The sequence below is a fragment of the Mucilaginibacter lappiensis genome (assembly GCF_900155965.1).
GTDB lineage: Bacteria > Bacteroidota > Bacteroidia > Sphingobacteriales > Sphingobacteriaceae > Mucilaginibacter > Mucilaginibacter lappiensis.
In genome coordinates this window covers 718,534-736,799 of record NZ_FTMG01000001.1, presented here as the reverse complement: position 1 = coordinate 736,799, position 18,266 = coordinate 718,534, and the positions used below count along the sequence as shown (strand labels likewise).

The 18,266-nt window shown below is 40.1% G+C and carries 14 protein-coding genes; 10 read left to right on the top strand and 4 right to left on the bottom strand.

Annotated features, from left to right (window positions below; translation table 11 throughout):
* Positions 1–220 precede the first annotated feature (220 nt).
* Genes mtaB through BW976_RS02965 form a run of 4 tightly spaced genes read left to right on the top strand, consistent with a single transcriptional unit; the run spans position 221 to position 3,974 of the window.
* Positions 221–1,540, top strand: coding sequence for a tRNA (N(6)-L-threonylcarbamoyladenosine(37)-C(2))-methylthiotransferase MtaB (gene mtaB, locus BW976_RS02980; protein WP_076370211.1), 1,320 nt, complete (start codon positions 221–223; stop codon positions 1,538–1,540).
* A 29-nt stretch (positions 1,541–1,569) separates the two neighbouring features.
* On the top strand, positions 1,570–2,739 hold the full coding sequence (locus BW976_RS02975; RefSeq protein WP_076370209.1) for a prolipoprotein diacylglyceryl transferase: 1,170 nt from the start codon (positions 1,570–1,572) through the stop codon (positions 2,737–2,739).
* Positions 2,732–3,205, top strand: coding sequence for a GtrA family protein (locus BW976_RS02970; RefSeq protein WP_076370207.1), 474 nt, complete (start codon positions 2,732–2,734; stop codon positions 3,203–3,205). Before BW976_RS02975 ends, BW976_RS02970 begins: the two co-directional genes overlap by 8 nt.
* On the top strand, positions 3,183–3,974 hold the full coding sequence (locus tag BW976_RS02965) for an inositol monophosphatase family protein (protein ID WP_076370205.1): 792 nt from the start codon (positions 3,183–3,185) through the stop codon (positions 3,972–3,974). Before BW976_RS02970 ends, BW976_RS02965 begins: the two co-directional genes overlap by 23 nt.
* A gap of 154 nt (positions 3,975–4,128) precedes the next feature.
* Here the strand turns inward: BW976_RS02965 and BW976_RS02960 are convergent, their stop codons facing one another.
* Together BW976_RS02960 and purB are read right to left on the bottom strand one after the other, a co-directional pair.
* Positions 4,129–4,680 carry a NifU family protein gene (locus tag BW976_RS02960; protein ID WP_076370203.1) on the bottom strand — a complete coding sequence of 184 codons (552 nt, stop codon included), beginning with the start codon at positions 4,678–4,680 and terminating at the stop codon, positions 4,129–4,131.
* A gap of 205 nt (positions 4,681–4,885) precedes the next feature.
* A complete protein-coding gene (purB, locus tag BW976_RS02955; protein WP_076370201.1) occupies positions 4,886–6,232 on the bottom strand; it encodes an adenylosuccinate lyase in 1,347 nt (448 codons plus the stop codon).
* 259 nt (positions 6,233–6,491) lie between these two features.
* Here purB and BW976_RS02950 point away from each other — a divergent pair, with 259 nt between their 5' ends.
* The 4 genes from BW976_RS02950 to BW976_RS02935 all read left to right on the top strand — a co-directional run bounded on the left by BW976_RS02950 (position 6,492) and on the right by BW976_RS02935 (position 13,228).
* Positions 6,492–7,103 carry a TetR/AcrR family transcriptional regulator gene (locus tag BW976_RS02950; RefSeq protein WP_076370199.1) on the top strand — a complete coding sequence of 204 codons (612 nt, stop codon included), beginning with the start codon at positions 6,492–6,494 and terminating at the stop codon, positions 7,101–7,103.
* 93 nt (positions 7,104–7,196) lie between these two features.
* On the top strand, positions 7,197–8,546 hold the full coding sequence (locus tag BW976_RS02945) for a TolC family protein (RefSeq protein ID WP_076370197.1): 1,350 nt from the start codon (positions 7,197–7,199) through the stop codon (positions 8,544–8,546).
* A 113-nt stretch (positions 8,547–8,659) separates the two neighbouring features.
* On the top strand, positions 8,660–9,766 hold the full coding sequence (locus BW976_RS02940) for an efflux RND transporter periplasmic adaptor subunit (protein WP_076370195.1): 1,107 nt from the start codon (positions 8,660–8,662) through the stop codon (positions 9,764–9,766).
* A 24-nt stretch (positions 9,767–9,790) separates the two neighbouring features.
* On the top strand, positions 9,791–13,228 hold the full coding sequence (locus tag BW976_RS02935) for an efflux RND transporter permease subunit (RefSeq protein ID WP_076370193.1): 3,438 nt from the start codon (positions 9,791–9,793) through the stop codon (positions 13,226–13,228).
* Positions 13,229–13,303: 75 nt separating this feature from the next.
* Here BW976_RS02935 and BW976_RS02930 read toward each other — a convergent pair whose 3' ends face one another.
* Positions 13,304–14,413 (bottom strand): mechanosensitive ion channel family protein, encoded by a 1,110-nt coding sequence (locus tag BW976_RS02930; RefSeq protein ID WP_076370191.1) that lies wholly within the window; start codon positions 14,411–14,413, stop codon positions 13,304–13,306.
* A 270-nt stretch (positions 14,414–14,683) separates the two neighbouring features.
* On the opposite strand from BW976_RS02930, the gene BW976_RS02925 reads away from it, so the two are divergent.
* Positions 14,684–15,205, top strand: coding sequence for a TetR/AcrR family transcriptional regulator (locus BW976_RS02925; RefSeq protein ID WP_245834607.1), 522 nt, complete (start codon positions 14,684–14,686; stop codon positions 15,203–15,205).
* Between the two features lie 332 nt (positions 15,206–15,537).
* Here BW976_RS02925 and glgX read toward each other — a convergent pair whose 3' ends face one another.
* Positions 15,538–17,688, bottom strand: a complete 2,151-nt coding sequence (gene glgX, locus BW976_RS02920; protein ID WP_076370187.1) for a glycogen debranching protein GlgX — start codon at positions 17,686–17,688, stop codon at positions 15,538–15,540.
* Between the two features lie 203 nt (positions 17,689–17,891).
* On the opposite strand from glgX, the gene BW976_RS02915 reads away from it, so the two are divergent.
* A complete protein-coding gene (locus tag BW976_RS02915) occupies positions 17,892–18,257 on the top strand; it encodes a response regulator transcription factor (protein ID WP_076370647.1) in 366 nt (121 codons plus the stop codon).
* Positions 18,258–18,266: the final 9 nt, after the last annotated feature.

The window sequence follows — 18,266 nt, the reverse complement described above, 5'->3', positions numbered from 1 at the left end:
TTAAAAAGTGTTAAAATGGCGTTAAAATTTAGTTAAAGTGCATAAAAATGAAGCCTTTTCGCCCTGTTTTTGTCTAAAAAAGTGTTAAAATTAAAGGTTTAAAAAGTTTGGAGGGTGTGGGATTAACCAAAGGACAGCATTGTATAATTGATGATTTGTCATAACTCAATAATTCACTAACTCAGTAATTCAATAATTAATTATCTTTGCGCCCTTAAAGATGAATAAGAAAGTTGCTTTTTATACACTGGGCTGTAAGCTCAACTATTCGGAAACGTCGTCTATCGGGCGCCTGTTTAACCAGGCTGGGTACGATACGGTGGAGTTTACGAATACCCCCGATGTTTTTGTGATCAACACCTGTTCGGTTACCGAAAACGCGGATAAAAAGTGCAAGAAAATAGTTAAGGAAGCGCTCAAGATATCACCAAATGCTTATGTGACCATTGTAGGGTGCTATGCTCAGCTAAAACCACAGGAAATTGCCGAAATACCGGGTGTTGACATGGTGTTGGGTGCTGCCGAAAAGTTCCAGATCATTGATCATATTACGGATCTCACGAAAAAGCCTAAGGCTGTAGTATATAATCAGCCGGTGTCTGAAGCAAACGAGTTTGTGCCAGCCTATTCTTTTGGCGACCGTACCCGTACTTTCCTGAAAGTTCAGGATGGTTGCGATTACTCCTGTACCTTTTGTACCATACCACTGGCCCGTGGCAGCAGCCGCAGTGATACCATTGAAAATGTGATTGAACAGGCCCGCCAGATAGCGGCATCAGGTGTAAAAGAAATTGTGTTGACCGGTGTAAACCTGGGCGATTTTGGCATCCGGAATGGTAAACGCGAAGATAAGTTCTTCGACCTGGTACAGGCCCTGGATGAAGTAGAAGGGATAGACCGTTTCAGGATATCATCCATAGAACCCAACTTGCTTACCGACGAAATTATAGCCTTTGTGGCCACCTCCAAGCGTTTTGTGCCGCATTTTCATATCCCATTACAATCGGGTTCTGATAAGATACTGGGCCTGATGCGCCGCCGGTACAAACGCGACCTGTATGTAAACCGGGTATCCAAGATCAAGGAAGTGATGCCCGATTGTTGTATTGGCGTGGATGTGATAGTCGGCTTCCCCGGCGAAACCCGCGAGGATTTTGTAGAAACCTATAATTTTCTGAACGAGCTGAACGTTTCGTATCTGCACGTATTTACCTATTCGGAGCGGGAAAACACTCTGGCCAGCCAGATGACCGGTGCGGTACCAGGTTCGGCTCGCGGCGAGCGTAGTAAAATGCTGCATATTCTGTCTGACAAAAAACGCCGTGCCTTTTATGAAAGTCAGTTGCATAAAACGGAAGAGGTTTTATTTGAAGGCGATATCAAAGAGGGCTATATGCACGGTTTTACCCGTAATTATGTTAAGGTGCGTACCAAATATGATCCTGTGTTGATTAACGAGCTTAAAAAAGTTCACTTAACAAATATTTCACCAGATGGTGATGTCGATATAACAGAAAGCGAAGAAATATTAGTGCATTAAAATACTATATTCGCTTCAAACTATAACCTATGTTTCCAACTATTACATCGCTTCTTCAATATCTTTTCGGTATAAATATCCCTTTGCCTGTTCAAACTTTTGGCTTTTTTGTGGCCATTGCGTTTATGGGCGCTTACTGGGCTTTTGCGCAGGAATTTAAACGGAAAGAGAAATTAGGCATCATCCATTCGTTTAAAAAAACGGTTACCGTAGGTAAACCCGCCTCGGTTAATGAATTGGTTGGTAATGGTGTTTTTGGCTTTGTTTTAGGTTATAAACTGGTTGATTGCATACTAAACTATCATTTGCTTTTGGATGGCCCGCAGGATTTTTTATTATCCTTACGCGGCAGTTGGGTAGGTGGGCTCATCGGAGCTGCTGCATTTGCTTATTGGGCTTATTATGAGGCCGAAAAGCAAAAACTGCCTAAACCGGTAACTAAAGAAGTAAACGTACATCCGCAGGAGCTCATGGGCAATATTTTGCTATGGGCAGCTGTTTTTGGCTTTGCCGGTGCCAAAGTATTTAACGCTTTGGAGAACTGGGGCGAATTTATGAAAGATCCCGTAGGGATGCTGATAGGTTTTAGCGGCCTAACCTTTTATGGTGGTTTAATATGCGGCGGTGCTGCTGTGTTATACATTGCCAATAAACATAATATTAAACCGCTGGATATGTTGGATATCGGTGGTCCGGGTATGATGCTGGCTTACGCTTTAGGTAGGGTAGGCTGTCAGATGTCGGGCGATGGTGATTGGGGAATAACCAATACCGCAGCAAAACCAGGCTGGCTAAGCTGGGCGCCTGATTGGATGTGGGCCTTTAAATTTCCGCATAATGTGAATGACGAAGGTGTGGCTATTCCCGGATGTATCGGTAAGTTTTGCCATGAGTTGGCGTACCCGGTTTATCCTACATCGTTTTATGAAGTGATTGTTTGCTTGTTATTGTTCTGGCTTTTATGGAGTATCCGCGACCGTATTAAGCCCGCAGGCGTCATGTTTGGCATCTACATGATATTGGCCGGCGTTGAACGCTTTTTTATTGAATTGATACGTGTAAACACTAAATACCACGTTGCCGGTATCAGCTTTACCCAGGCCGAATTTATTTCGTTGCTGATGGTTGTTGGTGGGGCTTTTTTAATTATGAACGGGTTAAATAAGGACAAAAAAACAGCTGTTTTAAAGCATGGCTAATAGTAATCAAGCCAACAAATTACTGGATAACCAGGTATTCAGATTTGTGATTTCTGCAGGGGCAGGCTTTTTAGTTGATGTTTCTGCCTTTTATCTCTTTTATCATAACTTATTAGTAAGGCATACTTACCAGATATTTTCCTTAACGGTCCGTAATTCTACCTTATCCCTGGCTCTGTCATTTTTTATGGGGGTGGTTGTGAATTTCCTGATTACCCGGTATATGGTTTTTACAGAGTCGAAACTATCGGCTTATAAGCAATTCGTTCGTTTTGCATCCGTAGCTTGCCTTGGCTTTTTCGCCAATTTGGCCATAATAAAAATATTAATACAGGATTTCGGCATATATCCGCCTGTAGCCAGGATAGGAGCCGCATTAAGCTTGTTCTTCGCGAGCTTTTTTGTACATAAAGCATTTTCATTCAGCTTATCATTACGCAAACATGCAACTCAAAAACATAACTGAACAGGTAATTGAGGTTTCAAAACAAGCCGGAGATTTTATAAGGCAGGAGCGTAAAACTTTTGACGCCGATAAAATTGAATACAAAGGCTTGAATGACCTGGTATCTTATGTAGATAAAACCGCAGAGAAACTGATTGTAGAAGGTTTACGCAAGATACTCCCTGAAGCAGGTTTTATTACCGAGGAAAAAACCACAACCACCATTGGCGAAAGATATAACTGGATCATCGACCCATTAGATGGTACAACCAATTTTATACATGGCATACCTTCATTTTCGGTAAGTATAGCGCTTAAGGAATATGATGAACTGGTGGCCGGTGTGGTATACGAGGTAAATCTGGATGAATGTTTTTATGCCTGGAAAGATGCCCCTGCGTATCTTAACGGTACCGAGATCAGGGTAAGTAATAATCAAACGGTAGCTAACAGTTTACTGGCAACCGGGTTTCCATACTATGATTTCGGAAAACAAGATGCCTATATAGCCCTGTTTGCCGATCTGATGAAGAATTGCCATGGTCTGAGGCGTTTAGGCTCGGCCGCTGTCGACCTGGTTTATACGGCCTGTGGCAGGTTTGATGCTTTTTACGAGTATAATTTAAACTCCTGGGATGTAGCTGCCGGTATAGTTATCGTTAGGCAGGCTGGTGGCGAGGTAGTAACCTTTAACTGTGGAAGCGATGTGTTGGAGTCAAGAGAAGTTGTGGCAACGAATGGAAAAATAACGGGAGAGCTGGTACAGTATATCCAGAAATATTTTAAGTAGACACTAATTTTACGAATTGGGTCGAATTTCACTAATTAAAAATGGCACAAATTTAATTGAATAACCATTAGGTTGATTCGATTAAATTTGTGCCATTTGTTTACTAATCAATTCGTGTAATTCGAATCAATTAGTGCAATTGGTGTAAATTATTTTATAATGCTTCTGATACTACCTCGGTAACTTCAGGAACCATACGTTTAAGCAGGTTTTCGATACCGGCTTTAAGGGTAACGGTTGATGAAGGGCATCCGCTGCATGAACCACGCAATTCAACGGTAACTACACCTTCGTTAAAGGAGCGGTATGAAATTGCGCCGCCATCCTGCTCCACAGCCGGACGAACGTAATCATGTAATATCTGTTGTATTTTTACTTCGGTTTCAGAACCTTCAAAGTTTCCTGCTTCGGCTTCTTCCTCTAATTGTATTTTGAGTTCAGATTCAACCGCGCCTTTTACAAACTCTTTCATAATAGGCTCTACATCATCCCATTCGCTGCCTTCGGTTTTGGTGATGGTCACAAAATTACTGGCGAAGAAAACACCATTAACAAAAGAGAATTTATAAAGCTCCTTAGCAAAAGGTGATTTTTCAGCACTTTCTTTTGTAGCGTAATCGGCACTGCCATTAATGAGCAACTTGTTCACAATGAACTTCATAGTTGCCGGATTTGGCGTTAATTCTGTATATACGTTGATATTCATTTTCGCTTTCTGATTAAATCTTGAATTAACAAATTTAGGTAGCTTTTTTGTTTAAAGTTAGCTATTAATTAGTTATGACACATAAATGATAGATTACTTTGATGTGCAGATGACTTTTGATGTGCGGATGTGCAAATTTCAGATGTGCAGATGTTTAAAATTCGAATATCTGAAATTTGCACATCTGAAATCCGCACATCTAAAATTATATCCCCGTATAGTTTGCCGGTGTTATTTGTTTTAGTTCCTGTTTAATGGCCTCGCTTATATTTAACGTATCAACAAAGGCTGCTATTGTTTGTCCGTTAATTTGCTGATTAGTTCTGGTGAGGTCTTTCAAGGCCTCGTACGGGTTAGGATAGCCTTCACGTCTTAATATGGTTTGAATAGCTTCAGCAACAACCGGCCAGTTGGCTTCCAGATCGGCATTAATAGCATCCTGGTTTAAAAGAAGTTTGCCTAAACCTTTTATGGTTGACTTGATAGCAATTAGTGTATGCGCTACCGGAACGCCTATATTCCGCAAAACGGTTGAATCGGTTAGGTCGCGTTGTAATCTTGAAACCGGCAGTTTGGCGGCCATATGCTCGAACAAGGCATTGGCAATGCCCAGGTTACCTTCGGAGTTTTCAAAATCAATAGGGTTAACCTTATGCGGCATGGCTGATGAACCAACTTCGCCTGCTTTTATTTTTTGCTTAAAATAGTTCATGGATATGTAGGTCCACATATCGCGGTCCAGGTCCATAATGATGTTATTGATCCTTTTCAGGGCATCGCAATGGGCAGCAAAATTGTCATAATGTTCTATCTGCGTAGTGAATTGCGAACGGTTAAGACCTAATATATCGTTAACAAAATGGTTACCAAAGGTTTTCCAGTCTGTACCCGGGTAAGCTATATGATGAGCGTTAAAGTTACCGGTTGCGCCGCCAAACTTGGCTGAATAGGGCACTGCTGCCAATAAGTCAAGCTGAGCCTCTAAGCGCTCTATAAAAACCTGGATCTCCTTACCTAGACGTGTTGGCGAAGCCGGCTGCCCATGCGTATGAGCCAGCATCGGTACCTGATCCCAATCACGGGCGTAGTTTTTAAGAGTGATAACTAACTCGTTTATTGCGGGAAGGTAAGTGTTATTTATAGCTAGTTTAAAGGTATAGGGTATAGCGGTATTATTAATATCCTGGGAGGTAAGACCGAAGTGTATGAATTCTTTATATGGCTCAAGTCCTCCTAATTTGTCAAATTCTTTTTTTATAAAATATTCAACGGCTTTTACATCATGGTTGGTGGTTTTTTCGATCTCTTTGATGCTTTCGGCGTCGGCCTCACTGAAGTTTTTATAGATGTCGCGTAACTTTTCCGACACACCTGCATCAAAATGTTTTAATTGAGGTAAAGAGTTTTCTGTCAAAACAATAAAATACTCTATCTCAACAAATACACGGTATTTAATCAGGGCGTATTCAGAAAAATAGTTGGCAAGTTCAGCGGTGGTATTACGGTAACGGCCATCAATTGGCGAAATTGCTGAAAGCGGAGAAAGCGTCATGTTCTTTATAAATTTTGGCAAAGGTAAGAAAATTGATGTGCAGATGCTCAATAAGTAGAGGCGCAAATTGGAACTATAAAATATTTGTGATCTGATGTCCCATTTTTGGATGCTCAATTGTTATATATCAAAAGCAATTAGGTGGTCTAAATAAATAACATAGTATCAGTATATTAAAAGCGCTTTGTCAGGAATTTGTATTTTCTGATGGAAACTTTGAAATCAAAAAATGTTTCCTTAGTTTTGACCCGGAAAGTCAATGAGTCAAATAGAAAGAGTAATACAAGGGAGCCTGGAACTGTTTTTAAGAGCAGGGATCAAGAGCATTACCATGGATGATATAGCCAAACATATCGGCATGTCAAAAAAAACAATATACCAGTTTTTTAAAGACAAGAATGAATTGGTAACAGCAGTGCTCAGAATAAGACTAAAAGAGGATGAGGATCAGATAACGGACATCATTAGTAAATCAGACAATGTAATTGACGAAATGATTAACATGATGAAATGCTCGGAAGAGATATTTTCCGAAATTAATCCAATAGTGGTGCATGATATGCAAAAGTATCATCCCGAAGCCTGGGCCGAATTTCAAAAGTTTAAAGCAGAAGTACTGATCCGCACTATGGAAGAGCTTTTAGTAAAGGGAATGAAACAGGGCTATATCCGTCAGGATATTGACGTAAAGATACTGGCAAGGATGCGCGTGAATCAGATTGAGCTGGGTTTTAATACCGAAATATTCCCGATAGCTGAGTTTAATCTCTGGAAGGTGCAGGTACAATTCCTGGAGCATTTTAATTATGGAATTTGTACCCTTAAAGGCTACAAGCTTTTAAATCAATATAAAAATATACACGAAGAATAAACGAGTTGCTGACATAAGGTTGTCATTTGCCGACAAGACCTTTGAATTAGTAAAAATAAATAACAGAACAATAACCCAACTACAGTATATAAAATGAAATACTTACTTTTTACGGCAACATTATTTTGCGCCATAGCCTTTAAAAGTTATGCGCAGGAAGCGCCACCTAATAATCAAACTTTTAACTTTAGTGTTCAGGATTGCATCAACTATGCATATGAGCATCAGGATTCTATTGTGAATGCCGGGCTTGATGTTAAAAGTGCTGAGTACAAAGTTAAAGAAACAAGAGGTATAGGTTTGCCTCAGATAAGCGGATCGGCTACTTTTCAGGATTACTTAAAAATCCCGACAACGTTGCTGCCCGGAGAAGTATTTGGCCAGCCAGCAGGTACTTTTATTCCTGTAAAGTTTGGGGTTAAGTATCAGTCAAGTGTTGGTGCAACAGCAGATCAGATACTTTTTGACGGTAGCTACCTTGTTGGTTTAAAGGCTTCTAAAACATATAAGGAGCTTTCAGTAAAAAACCTAACCCGTAACAAGATCCAAATTAGTGTATCGGTTATCAAGGCTTACTACCAGGTATTGGTTAGTAATGAGCAGTTAAGATTAACAGATGCAAATATTAAACAATTAAAGCAGCAGTTTGATGAAACTACAGCCCAAAATAAACAAGGAACGGTTGAAAAGATCGATGTAGATCGTATCGCAGTCCAGTATAACAACTTAGTAACCACCCGCGAAAATACCATCCGGTCTCTTGCCTTAAACTATCAGGTTTTAAAATTTCAAATGGGGATGCCTATAGAAAATGCGCTTTCTTTAAAGGACAAACTCGAGGATATTAAATTAGATGATACTGCAGACCTTGCGGCGGATACCTCATTTTATCATAATCGTATTGAATATAGTTTATCAGAAACAGGTATTGCACTTAAAAAACTTGATTTAAAGCGCCAGCAATCACAGTACTTACCAACGCTTAAAGCTAATGCAAGTTATACCTCTTCTTATCAGAATAATAGTTTTGGTAACTTGTACAAAATGAATTTTCCTTCAAGCTACATAGGCCTTACTTTAAACATCCCCATATTTAATGGATGGCAACGTTTAAACCAGGTGAGACAATCAAAAATCGCGGTTTTAAAATCCCAGAATGATTTAGAAAACTCAAAAAATGGACTAAAACTGGAAGCTAATCAAGCTAATGTGGCCTATGTTAACGGGCTGCAAAGTTTGAATAATCAAAAAAGAAACAGGGAATTAGCCGAAGAGGTGTTACGTGTTTCTAAAATAAAATATCAACAGGGAGTTGGCTCAAGTATCGAAGTAACGCAAGCTCAAACCTCTCTTGATGATGCAAATGATAAATATATACAGGGACTCTACGATGCCTTAATAAGCAAAGTTGACCTGGACAAGGCATATGGCCGTATTAAATAAACAATTACTAAACCTACTATATAAAAAAAGACAATGAAACCATCATGAGCTACCGCTCAAAAAGAAATAAACTCATGATAGCTTCATTTCCATTAAAAAAACAAATTACTCCAATGAAAAAACTACTATACATACCGGCTTTTATTTTTTTGGCGGCTTGCTCCAGTAAACAAGCTAAAGATAAATCAGCTGAATTGGCCGACCTGAAAAAACAGCAGGCCGATCTGAACTCAAAGATCACCAAATTACAGGCTGAGGTTGGTTCAAAAGATTCGTCTAAAACTACTGATGTAAGCACCATTGCTATAAAACCCACTCAGTTTACTAATTATGTTCAGATACAGGGTAAAATTGATGCACAGGATAACGTAACAGCTTATCCGCAAGCACAGGCTGTAATTACCGGTATATATGTAAAAGTTGGGCAGCACGTAAGTAAAGGGCAAACATTGGCCCAGCTTGATGATAATGTACTGAGACAAAATATAGCACAAAGTGCGTCCCAGGTTGATTTGAACCAAACATTGTTTAACCGCCAAAAAAATCTTTGGGATCAAAAAATAGGTACCGAAGTGCAATTCTTGCAGGCGCAAACAACTTTGCAAAGCAGTAAAAAAGCATTAGGCGCCTTAAAACAGCAAGCTAGTCAATACCGCATAGTATCTCCAATTAATGGAACTGTTGACCAAATGGATCTTAAACTAGGTCAGGCGGCATCACCAGGCCAAACAGGTATCCGTGTGGTGAACGCCGACGTTTTAAAAGTTAAAGCCGATGTGCCAGAATCTTATGCAGGCAGTGTAAATACTGGTAACCAGGTAAAAATATTAGTGCCAGATGCCCAGGATTCTTTAGTTACCAAAGTAACTTTTGCTGCTAAAGTTATCGACCCTACATCACGCAGCTTTGGTGTGGAAATAAAATTACCTGTACGTAAAAGCCTTCGCCCTAATATGACGGCTATTATCCAGATAGCCAATTACTCCAAGGCAAACACCATTGTAGTGCCGGTTAAGGCCATCCTGAAATCAGAAAATGGTGATTATGTATATGTTAATCAAAACGGAACTGCCAAAAAAGTGAATGTAAAATCAGGAACAACTTATGGCGGCAATACCGAAATATTATCCGGATTAAAAAGTGGTGATGAGCTGGTTACCGAAGGAGCTACCGAAATTGAGGATGGTGATAAAATCAAGGTATTACAGTCTGCTAACTAATTATTAACGTTTGATCTGTTGATTATGAAAGATCTGAATAAAGAATTTGGGCCCTCAAGCTGGGCCATTGATAACAAGACTGCCGTTTATGTGCTCATATTTCTGGTTACGGTATTGGGGCTGATAAGCTACAATAGTTTACCCAAGGAAAATTTTCCGGATATAGCACAGTCAAAGGTGTTTATTACTACAGCCTACCTGGGGCAATCGCCTCAGAATATCGAAAACCTGGTTACCAGGCAGATAGAGAAGCAATTGAAGTCATTAAAAGGATTAAAAAAGGTTACATCGAACTCTGTTCAAACCTCTTCGGTGATTACGGCAGAGTTTAACGCCAATATTGATATTAAGGATGCCAAGATTGATGTAAAGGATGCGGTGGATAAAGCCAAACAGGATTTACCACAGGGAGATCAGAACCTAAAAGAATCCATTATTTCTGATATAAACGTTGCTGATTTACCTATTCTATATATCAATATCTCGGGTAATTATGATCTGAAGAAATTGAAAGAGTATGCTGATGTTTTAAAAGATGAAATTGAAAGCTATAAAGAGATTTCAAAAGTTGATGAAGTAGGTGCGTTAACACCGGAAATTCAGATCAATGTTGATTTGAATAAGATGGCAGCCGCCCAAGTCAGTTTCAGCGATATTACCCAGATGGTGGGTAACGAAAATATCCTTACGTCTGCAGGTACCATTAAATCTGATGGTGTACGCAGAGCTATAGATATTAAAAGAGATTTTAAGAATGCCGATGAAGTAGCTGCGATGGTTATTCGTAACCCTAAAGGCCAGGCTGTTTACCTGAGGGATATAGCCGATGTAAAGGATTCGTTCCTGGAACAAGAAAGCTACGCCCGCCTAAAAACAAATGACAATCCCAATTTTAAAAACGTAATTACACTTAACGTAAGTAAAAGAGCGGGTGAAAACCTGATCGAAGCATCAGATAAGATCAATGATCTTATCAAAGTAAAGCAGAAAACCGTATTCCCTAAAGGGTTGGATATTGTGGTAACTGGTGATCAGTCTGACAAAACACGTACTACACTTAATGACCTGATTAATACCATCATCATTGGTTTTATATTAGTGACCGTGATCCTGATGTTTTTTATGGGAACAACCAATGCCGTATTTGTGGCGCTTTCCGTACCCTTGTCATGCTTTATTGCATTTTTAATAATGCCAGCCATTGGGTTTACACTCAACATGATTGTACTGTTCTCGTTCCTCTTGGCATTGGGTATTGTGGTGGATGATGCCATTGTGGTGATCGAAAATACGCACCGTATTTTTGCCAATGGTAAAGTACCTATTAAACAAGCGGCTAAAATGGCTGCAGGTGAGGTGTTTCTTCCGGTATTTTCGGGCACCATGACCACGCTTGCTCCGTTTGTTCCGTTAGCGTTCTGGAATAGTTTGATAGGACACTTTATGTTCTTCCTGCCCATTACGCTGATCATAACCCTGCTGGCTTCATTGGTTGTGGCTTATATTATTAACCCGGTATTTGCGGTTGATTTTATGAAACCACATCATGAAGGCGAACATGATAACCCAAGATTTGACCGGAAAACGACAATAACCGTAGGTGTTATGGCCGGCCTGGCTATATTTAGCTATGCGCTATTCTTAGCAGGTATCTGGACAATGGGTATGGGTAACTTCCTGGTACTTTCCATACTTTTATATCTGTTAAACCACTTCTTTTTACTCAAAGTAATAGACAGGTTCCAGAAAAAAGCATGGCCAAAGTTTCAGAGATGGTATGCAGATTTGTTGGAGAAAGCGGTTCGCAGGCCGGTGATCATATTGTTAGGTACTATTGTGTTGTTTTTCTTGACCATTGTATTCATGATAGCCAGGTCGCCTAAAGTTGAATTCTTTCCGTCAGGTGATCCAAACTTTGCCTACGTTTACATCACTATGCCAATTGGTACGGATCAGGCTTATACTAACGAGGTTACCAAAAAGATCGAAAAACGTGTGGCCGATGTGGTTGCACCTGATAAAGACATTGTTTCTTCCGTAATATCAAATGTTACTAAAGGTGTATCTGATCCTCAGGATGAGGATCAGGGTGATTATGAAAACAAAGGTAAGGTTACTGTGGCCTTTGTGGAATTTGGCAAGCGAAACGGCAAGGATACTAAAGTAGTACTAGCTAACATCCGGAAGGCTGTACAGGGTATACCGGGCGCTAAGATTGCCGTAGCGCAAGAAAATAGCGGGCCTCCTGTTCAGAAAGATATTAGTATTGAGATTGTTGGTGATAACCTGGATACATTGGTAGCCACCGGTAACCGCCTAAAGACTTATCTTGCCAAACAAAATATTGCTGGTATTGAAAACCTGATAGCCGACGTGCAGAGCGACAAACCTGAGGTTGTGTTTGATATTAATCGGGAACGGGCCAACAGGGAAGGTATAAGTACAAAAACTATAAGCGATGCTTTACAAACAGCCATATTTGGTATGCCTGCCGGTAACTTCAGGAATACAAAGGAAGATGACTATAAGATCCAGGTAAGGGCCTTAGAAAATCAACGCAGCAGCCTGGAAGAGTTAAGGAATATGAAGATTACTTATCGTGACCTTGCTACAGGCGGGGCGATTCGCCAGGTACCTATATCGGCCTTTACGGATATACGCTATACCAATACCTATAGTAATATTAAACGTAAGCAACAGCGCCGGGTACTTACTTTGGGCTCCAACGTAATTAAGCCATTTAACGCTAACGAGGTTAATGCGAATATTTTGCAGGCTATTAATAACTTTAAAAAGCCTGATAATGTTATTATCAAACAAGGTGGTGGTCAGGAAGATCAGATGGAAGCGATGAACTTTCTTTTGGGAGCTTTGGCTACCTCATTTGGGTTAATATTGATCATATTAATGATCCAGTTTAACTCTATCGGTAAAACATTTATTATCATCAGTGAGATATTCTTTAGTATCATCGGGGTTCTGCTGGGTGTAAGTATATTTGGTATGACCATGTCTATCGTAATGACTGGTGTGGGTATCATCGCTCTTGCGGGTGTGGTAGTTCGTAATGGTATATTGCTGGTGGAGTTTACGGATATGCTCATTGAGCAAGGTGCAAACCTTCATGACGCTGTTGTAGAAGCAGGACATACCCGTATGACCCCGGTATTACTGACAGCAACCGCAGCTATATTAGGCTTAATACCATTGGCAGTAGGCTTTAATATCGACTTTGTGGGTATGTTTACCCACTTTGCACCCCATATTCACTTTGGTGGCGATAACGTGGCCTTCTGGGGCCCATTAGCCTGGACAATGATATTCGGACTTGGATTCGCAACCATCATTACCCTGATATTGGTGCCGTGTATGTACATTATCCGTTATAATCTTAAATCCTGGCTTTTTGGTAAAAAGTCGGTTGAGCCGCATAAAGAGGTTCTGGAAGTAGAAACGGTTTAATTGATATAAAAATCAAAAGAGGCGGTCTCATTAATTAATGATGAGACAGCCCCTTTTTGTTTAAAAACAGGCGGTTTAGCTCTGATCTTTGGGCTGAACATACTTTTCCAGATTGCCTAATTCATTTCTGGTTTTTGGTAAACTCCCCGGATAATTTTGTTGTAAAAAGGTGATCAGGTTTTCGCGAATATAACAACGAAGATCAAACGCGTCAGATGATGTCCGTGCGCTCATGAGTACCCTGATCTCAATAACCCGTTCTTTTACATCGGTTACCTGTACTACTTTTACCCGTTTATCCCACAAAGGTGTTTTTACGAGCAGCTGTTCAAATTCGTTCCTGATGGCCTCTATGGGCACGGTATGATCCATATACAAAAACACAGTACCTAATATATCGGCAGAGGTGCGCGTCCAGTTTTGAAATGGTTTTTGTATAAAGTAATTGATGGGCAAAATAAGCCGGCGCTCATCCCATATCTTTAAAACAACATAGGTGAGCGTAATTTCTTCAACGCGTCCCCATTCGCCCTCCACCACCAGCACGTCATCAATACGTATAGGCTGCGTAAAAGCGATCTGGAACCCGGCCAGCAAATTACCTAATGAATTCTGAGCAGCAAAACCAACAATAATACCACCTATTCCAACGCCTGTTAACAGTCCGGTGCCAATTTTACGCATACTCTCAAAACTCAGCAGGATAATGGCTATGGTCACAAAAACAATAATCACCACCAAAAGCTTACGCATAAATTGTATCTGCGTGCGTATTTTTCGCTCCTTTAAATTATCGGCTTTATTCAGATCATAAGTATGGTAAATATAATCTTCCAGTATCCTTACAGATCGAACCAATATACCTGCAAAGGAAATAGTTAGTAAAATTTCGACAATCTTATCAAGGGGGGCTACATAAATTTTATCCATTCGCATAAAAGGGATAAATAAGTTAAGCAGGAAAAGTGGGATAAAATAGGTGATGGACCTGCCCAGGTTAATGATCACCGATCTGAAAAACGAATAGGACGTTTCTTTTTTGGCATATAAGCTAAAGAGGCGGGTAACTATAAATTTGATAACAAGCCCTATTAAAATAGCTATTACCGCAATGGCCAGATCCCATAATATGGCAGGAATACGTTGCGAAAACTCAAACAAATCGGGAGGTAATCTACTTTCCATGTTTATGGCAGATGTGTTTATAAAATCTACTTTGAAAATAGTTAGAATGTAAAATTGTTTTAGCAATAACGCATGTGACAGGTGTTGGTACTTATATTTATAGAATTTTTGATAGTTTTGTTAAAAAAGTCAGGAATGTGATCTGACTTAGGGTTTTATATAATTATAGATCAAATGGCTGCAGGCAATGACCATCAGGATATAAAGCGGGAAAAAATTTTAGACGCCTCCCACCAACGGTTTTTACATTATGGTTATTCAAAAACAACTATGAATGAAATCGCCGGGGATCTGTCTATGTCAAAGGCTTTGCTTTATTATTACTTTCCTGATAAAAGCCAGTTGTACATTGCAGTAATGCGTAAACTGGCCAATGATTACTTAAAAAACCTGGAAGATAATATCGACACCTTTGCTAATTTAAAAGATGCTTTTGTTTTCCAGATAAATACGAATCACGATTTTATTGTAAGTAATTACAATTTCTTTGATTTTTTTAGATTGAATGAACAAAATCTTCCGGATACCATTTGGGAGATTGTGGAGCAGGTGCATTTGGCCGAACTGAATTTATTGAGCAGAGCCATAAAAACCGAGATAGAGCGGGGAGCTATTAAGCCTGTTGAAAACCCCGAAGAGATAGTGGATTTGTTGTTGGATGCTTTGCATGGTATTAAAGTTGGCGCTGTATCGCAAAAGAAAGTAAGCTTTCCGCGTAAAGAACATCTGGAAGAAATACATGCCAAAAGATTATTGCTGATAGATATTTTTATAAAAGGCCTGATGTATTAAGTCATCCTTAACTAATGAACTTGATTTACTGTCAGTTATTGGTCAAAAGATAGATGAATAATCAATCTCGAATATTATTATAGATAACTTTGTTTTGCACAAATAATCAGACGTGTTTAAATTAATACCCTGATTATTGAAAGAAACTTCCTATTTAATAAGAGGTGATTGTTTTAGAGTGATTTAGCAGAATGGATATTCTCCATTCTGCTTTTTTGTTTCCAGATTACCTTAAATAAGTTTTTCCATTGCTTGTGTCCTCACAGGCAATTTCTTTTTCTCTTGGCCATATAAGTTGTCTGTGAAGACACAGACAATGGGGTAAAATAAAGCTATTGTTGTTTTGTCCCCATATCATGAACAAGCTGATGTTGAAGTAACACAACAGATCGGCCATCTATTTGAATCGTATCTTCAGCCTTAAATGTTCGGATAGTACCGTTATTATCCGGGTTGGCGGTATCAATCAGGAGTTCCCAATTAAGCGCGTATTCTTCATGTGGTAGTTTATAACTCAAAGGCTCATCATGGGCGTTAAAGATGATGTAGAAGCTATCATCAACAACCTTATCGCCTTCTGCATTAACGGTGTGCAAACCTAAACCATTTAAAAATACGGCAACGGATTTGGCAAAATCATGGGTCCAGTTATCATCGTTCATTTCAGAACCATTGGGTAAAAACCAGGCTATATCAGCAATTTCGTTACCTTGAACCGGTTGCCCATTGAACCAGTTTTTACGCGAAAAGGCGGCATGTTCTTTTCGTAAATTAATGAGCTTGCGGGTAAAAGCATATAGTTCTTTGTCCAGCCCCAGCCAGTTTACCCATGAAATTTCATTATCCTGACAGTAGGAATTATTATTGCCTTGCTGGGTTCTGCCCATTTCGTCACCGGCAACAATCATAGGCACACCCTGCGAAAGGAAAAGTGTTGTTAAAAAATTTCTTTTCTGCTTAGCACGTAAGTTATTAATGGTAGCGTCATCGGTCGGACCTTCCACACCGCAGTTCCATGATCGGTTATGGCTTTCGCCGTCGTTATTATTTTCGCCATTGGCTTCATTATGTTTTTCGTTGTATGATACCAGGTCGGTGAGCGTAAAGCCATCATGAGCAGTTATAAAGTTGATACTGGCGGTGGGCCTTCTGTATGATTTATACAAATCGGAGCTGCCGGTGATGCGGTTAGCAAACTCGGCCAGGGTACTTTCGGCACCACTCCAATAGTCGCGGATGCAATCGCGGTATTTACCATTCCACTCGGCCCAGCCTGCCGGAAATTTGCCCACCTGGTATCCGCCTTCGCCAAGATCCCAGGGCTCTGCTATTAATTTAACACGTGATATGGTAGGATCCTGGTGTATGATATCAAAAAACGCGCTCAGTCGGTTCACCTCGTGCAACTCGCGGGCCAGCGTAGCTGCGAGATCAAAACGGAAACCATCAACGTGCATTTCTTCTATCCAGTAACGGAGGCTGTCCATCATTAAGCGCAAAACATTGGGTAAATTGGCATTCAGCGTATTTCCAGTGCCGGTATAATCCATGTAATACCTTTTATCGTCATCAACCAATCGATAGTAAGATACATTATCAACCCCCCTGAAAGATAAAGTGGGGCCAAGGTGACTACCTTCGCCAGTATGGTTATATACCACATCCAGAATAACTTCTATACCGGCCTTATGCAATTCCTTAACCATGTTCTTAAATTCGGTAACCTGTTCACCCAATACGCTGCAGGAGGCATAGCGTGCATCAGGGGCAAAGAAACCGATAGTGTTATAACCCCAGTAATTGGTAAGCCCTTCATCAACCAAATGCCTGTCGGAAAGAAAATCGTGCACGGGCATTAATTCAATAGCAGTAACGCCCAAATCTTTTAAATAAGCAATAGCTACCGGATGGGCAATAGCTGCGTATGTCCCCCTGATGTTTTCAGGTATGTCCGGATGAAGTTTGGTGAACCCTTTTACATGAGCCTCATATATTACCGATTTGTAGTAGGGAATATCGGGGCTTTTATCACCTTCCCAATCAAAATGATGATCAATAACTACAGCCTTGGGTATAAAGGCGGCACTATTTGCTTTGCTAAAACTAAGGTCTTCTTCCGGGCTGCCAACTTCATATCCAAACAAGGAATCGTTCCAGTCAATTGTTCCGGCAACGGCTTTAGCATAAGGGTCAACCAGTAATTTATTGGGATTAAAACGGTGGCCATTCTTTGGCTCGTAGGGCCCGTATACCCTGAAACCATATAATTGCCCGGGTTTTAAACCTGGTATGTAAATGTGCCATATCAATTCGGTATACTCGGTGATGGGTATCTGTGCCGATTCTACTTCGTCATGAACACTGTTAAATAAACAAAGATCAACCCCGGTAGCATTTTCAGAATAAAGTGTAAAGTTAACTCCTTCGCCATCCCAGGTAGCGCCAAGTGGAAATGGGTTTCCGGGATATGTTACTGTTTTCATGAGTGGTCAGATAGTTATGTTTTGTGGTCAGTACTTCCGAATTGAAATTAAAGAAAATTGTTTTAAGCGCAACCCTATTTGCAGTATTAAACACAACAATGTAAAAACTCAGTTAAAGTATTGCTTTATTTTTAAATAACTTAATTAGTAATTGATTGTTAATGGTGCGTTACGTAAATTTGTTTATCTACATCAATAAACCTATGAATAAGAAAATATTTATTGTGGAAGACGATGCCGATTTGTCTGAAGCTATACAATTGATCCTTCGGGAAGAGGGTTACGAGACCGCTGCCTCATTGGATAAAAACTCCATAAAGGGCGTGATATTACACATGCCCGACCTGGTATTGGTTGATAACAGGTTAAAAGATGGCTTTGGCAGTGAGTTATGCGTATCTATCAAAAATCATCCTTTAACCAGTCATATTCCGGTAGTACTGATGTCTGGCTGGGCAAATCTGGCCGATATTGCCCGTGATTGTGGGGCTGATGCCTATTTAAGCAAGCCCTTTGAAATGACCCAACTGATTGAAGCTGTAGATAAACATCTGAGGCATTTGGTTTAATTATAAATT

Coding starts and splice junctions, on each gene's coding strand:
- mtaB (WP_076370211.1), top strand. CDS start 221: ATGAATAAGAAAGTTGCTTTTTATACACTGGGCTGTAAGCTCAACTAT.
- BW976_RS02975 (WP_076370209.1), top strand. CDS start 1,570: ATGTTTCCAACTATTACATCGCTTCTTCAATATCTTTTCGGTATAAAT.
- BW976_RS02970 (WP_076370207.1), top strand. CDS start 2,732: ATGGCTAATAGTAATCAAGCCAACAAATTACTGGATAACCAGGTATTC.
- BW976_RS02965 (WP_076370205.1), top strand. CDS start 3,183: ATGCAACTCAAAAACATAACTGAACAGGTAATTGAGGTTTCAAAACAA.
- BW976_RS02960 (WP_076370203.1), bottom strand. CDS start 4,680: ATGAATATCAACGTATATACAGAATTAACGCCAAATCCGGCAACTATG.
- purB (WP_076370201.1), bottom strand. CDS start 6,232: ATGACGCTTTCTCCGCTTTCAGCAATTTCGCCAATTGATGGCCGTTAC.
- BW976_RS02950 (WP_076370199.1), top strand. CDS start 6,492: ATGAGTCAAATAGAAAGAGTAATACAAGGGAGCCTGGAACTGTTTTTA.
- BW976_RS02945 (WP_076370197.1), top strand. CDS start 7,197: ATGAAATACTTACTTTTTACGGCAACATTATTTTGCGCCATAGCCTTT.
- BW976_RS02940 (WP_076370195.1), top strand. CDS start 8,660: ATGAAAAAACTACTATACATACCGGCTTTTATTTTTTTGGCGGCTTGC.
- BW976_RS02935 (WP_076370193.1), top strand. CDS start 9,791: ATGAAAGATCTGAATAAAGAATTTGGGCCCTCAAGCTGGGCCATTGAT.
- BW976_RS02930 (WP_076370191.1), bottom strand. CDS start 14,413: ATGGAAAGTAGATTACCTCCCGATTTGTTTGAGTTTTCGCAACGTATT.
- BW976_RS02925 (WP_245834607.1), top strand. CDS start 14,684: ATGAATGAAATCGCCGGGGATCTGTCTATGTCAAAGGCTTTGCTTTAT.
- glgX (WP_076370187.1), bottom strand. CDS start 17,688: ATGAAAACAGTAACATATCCCGGAAACCCATTTCCACTTGGCGCTACC.
- BW976_RS02915 (WP_076370647.1), top strand. CDS start 17,892: ATGAATAAGAAAATATTTATTGTGGAAGACGATGCCGATTTGTCTGAA.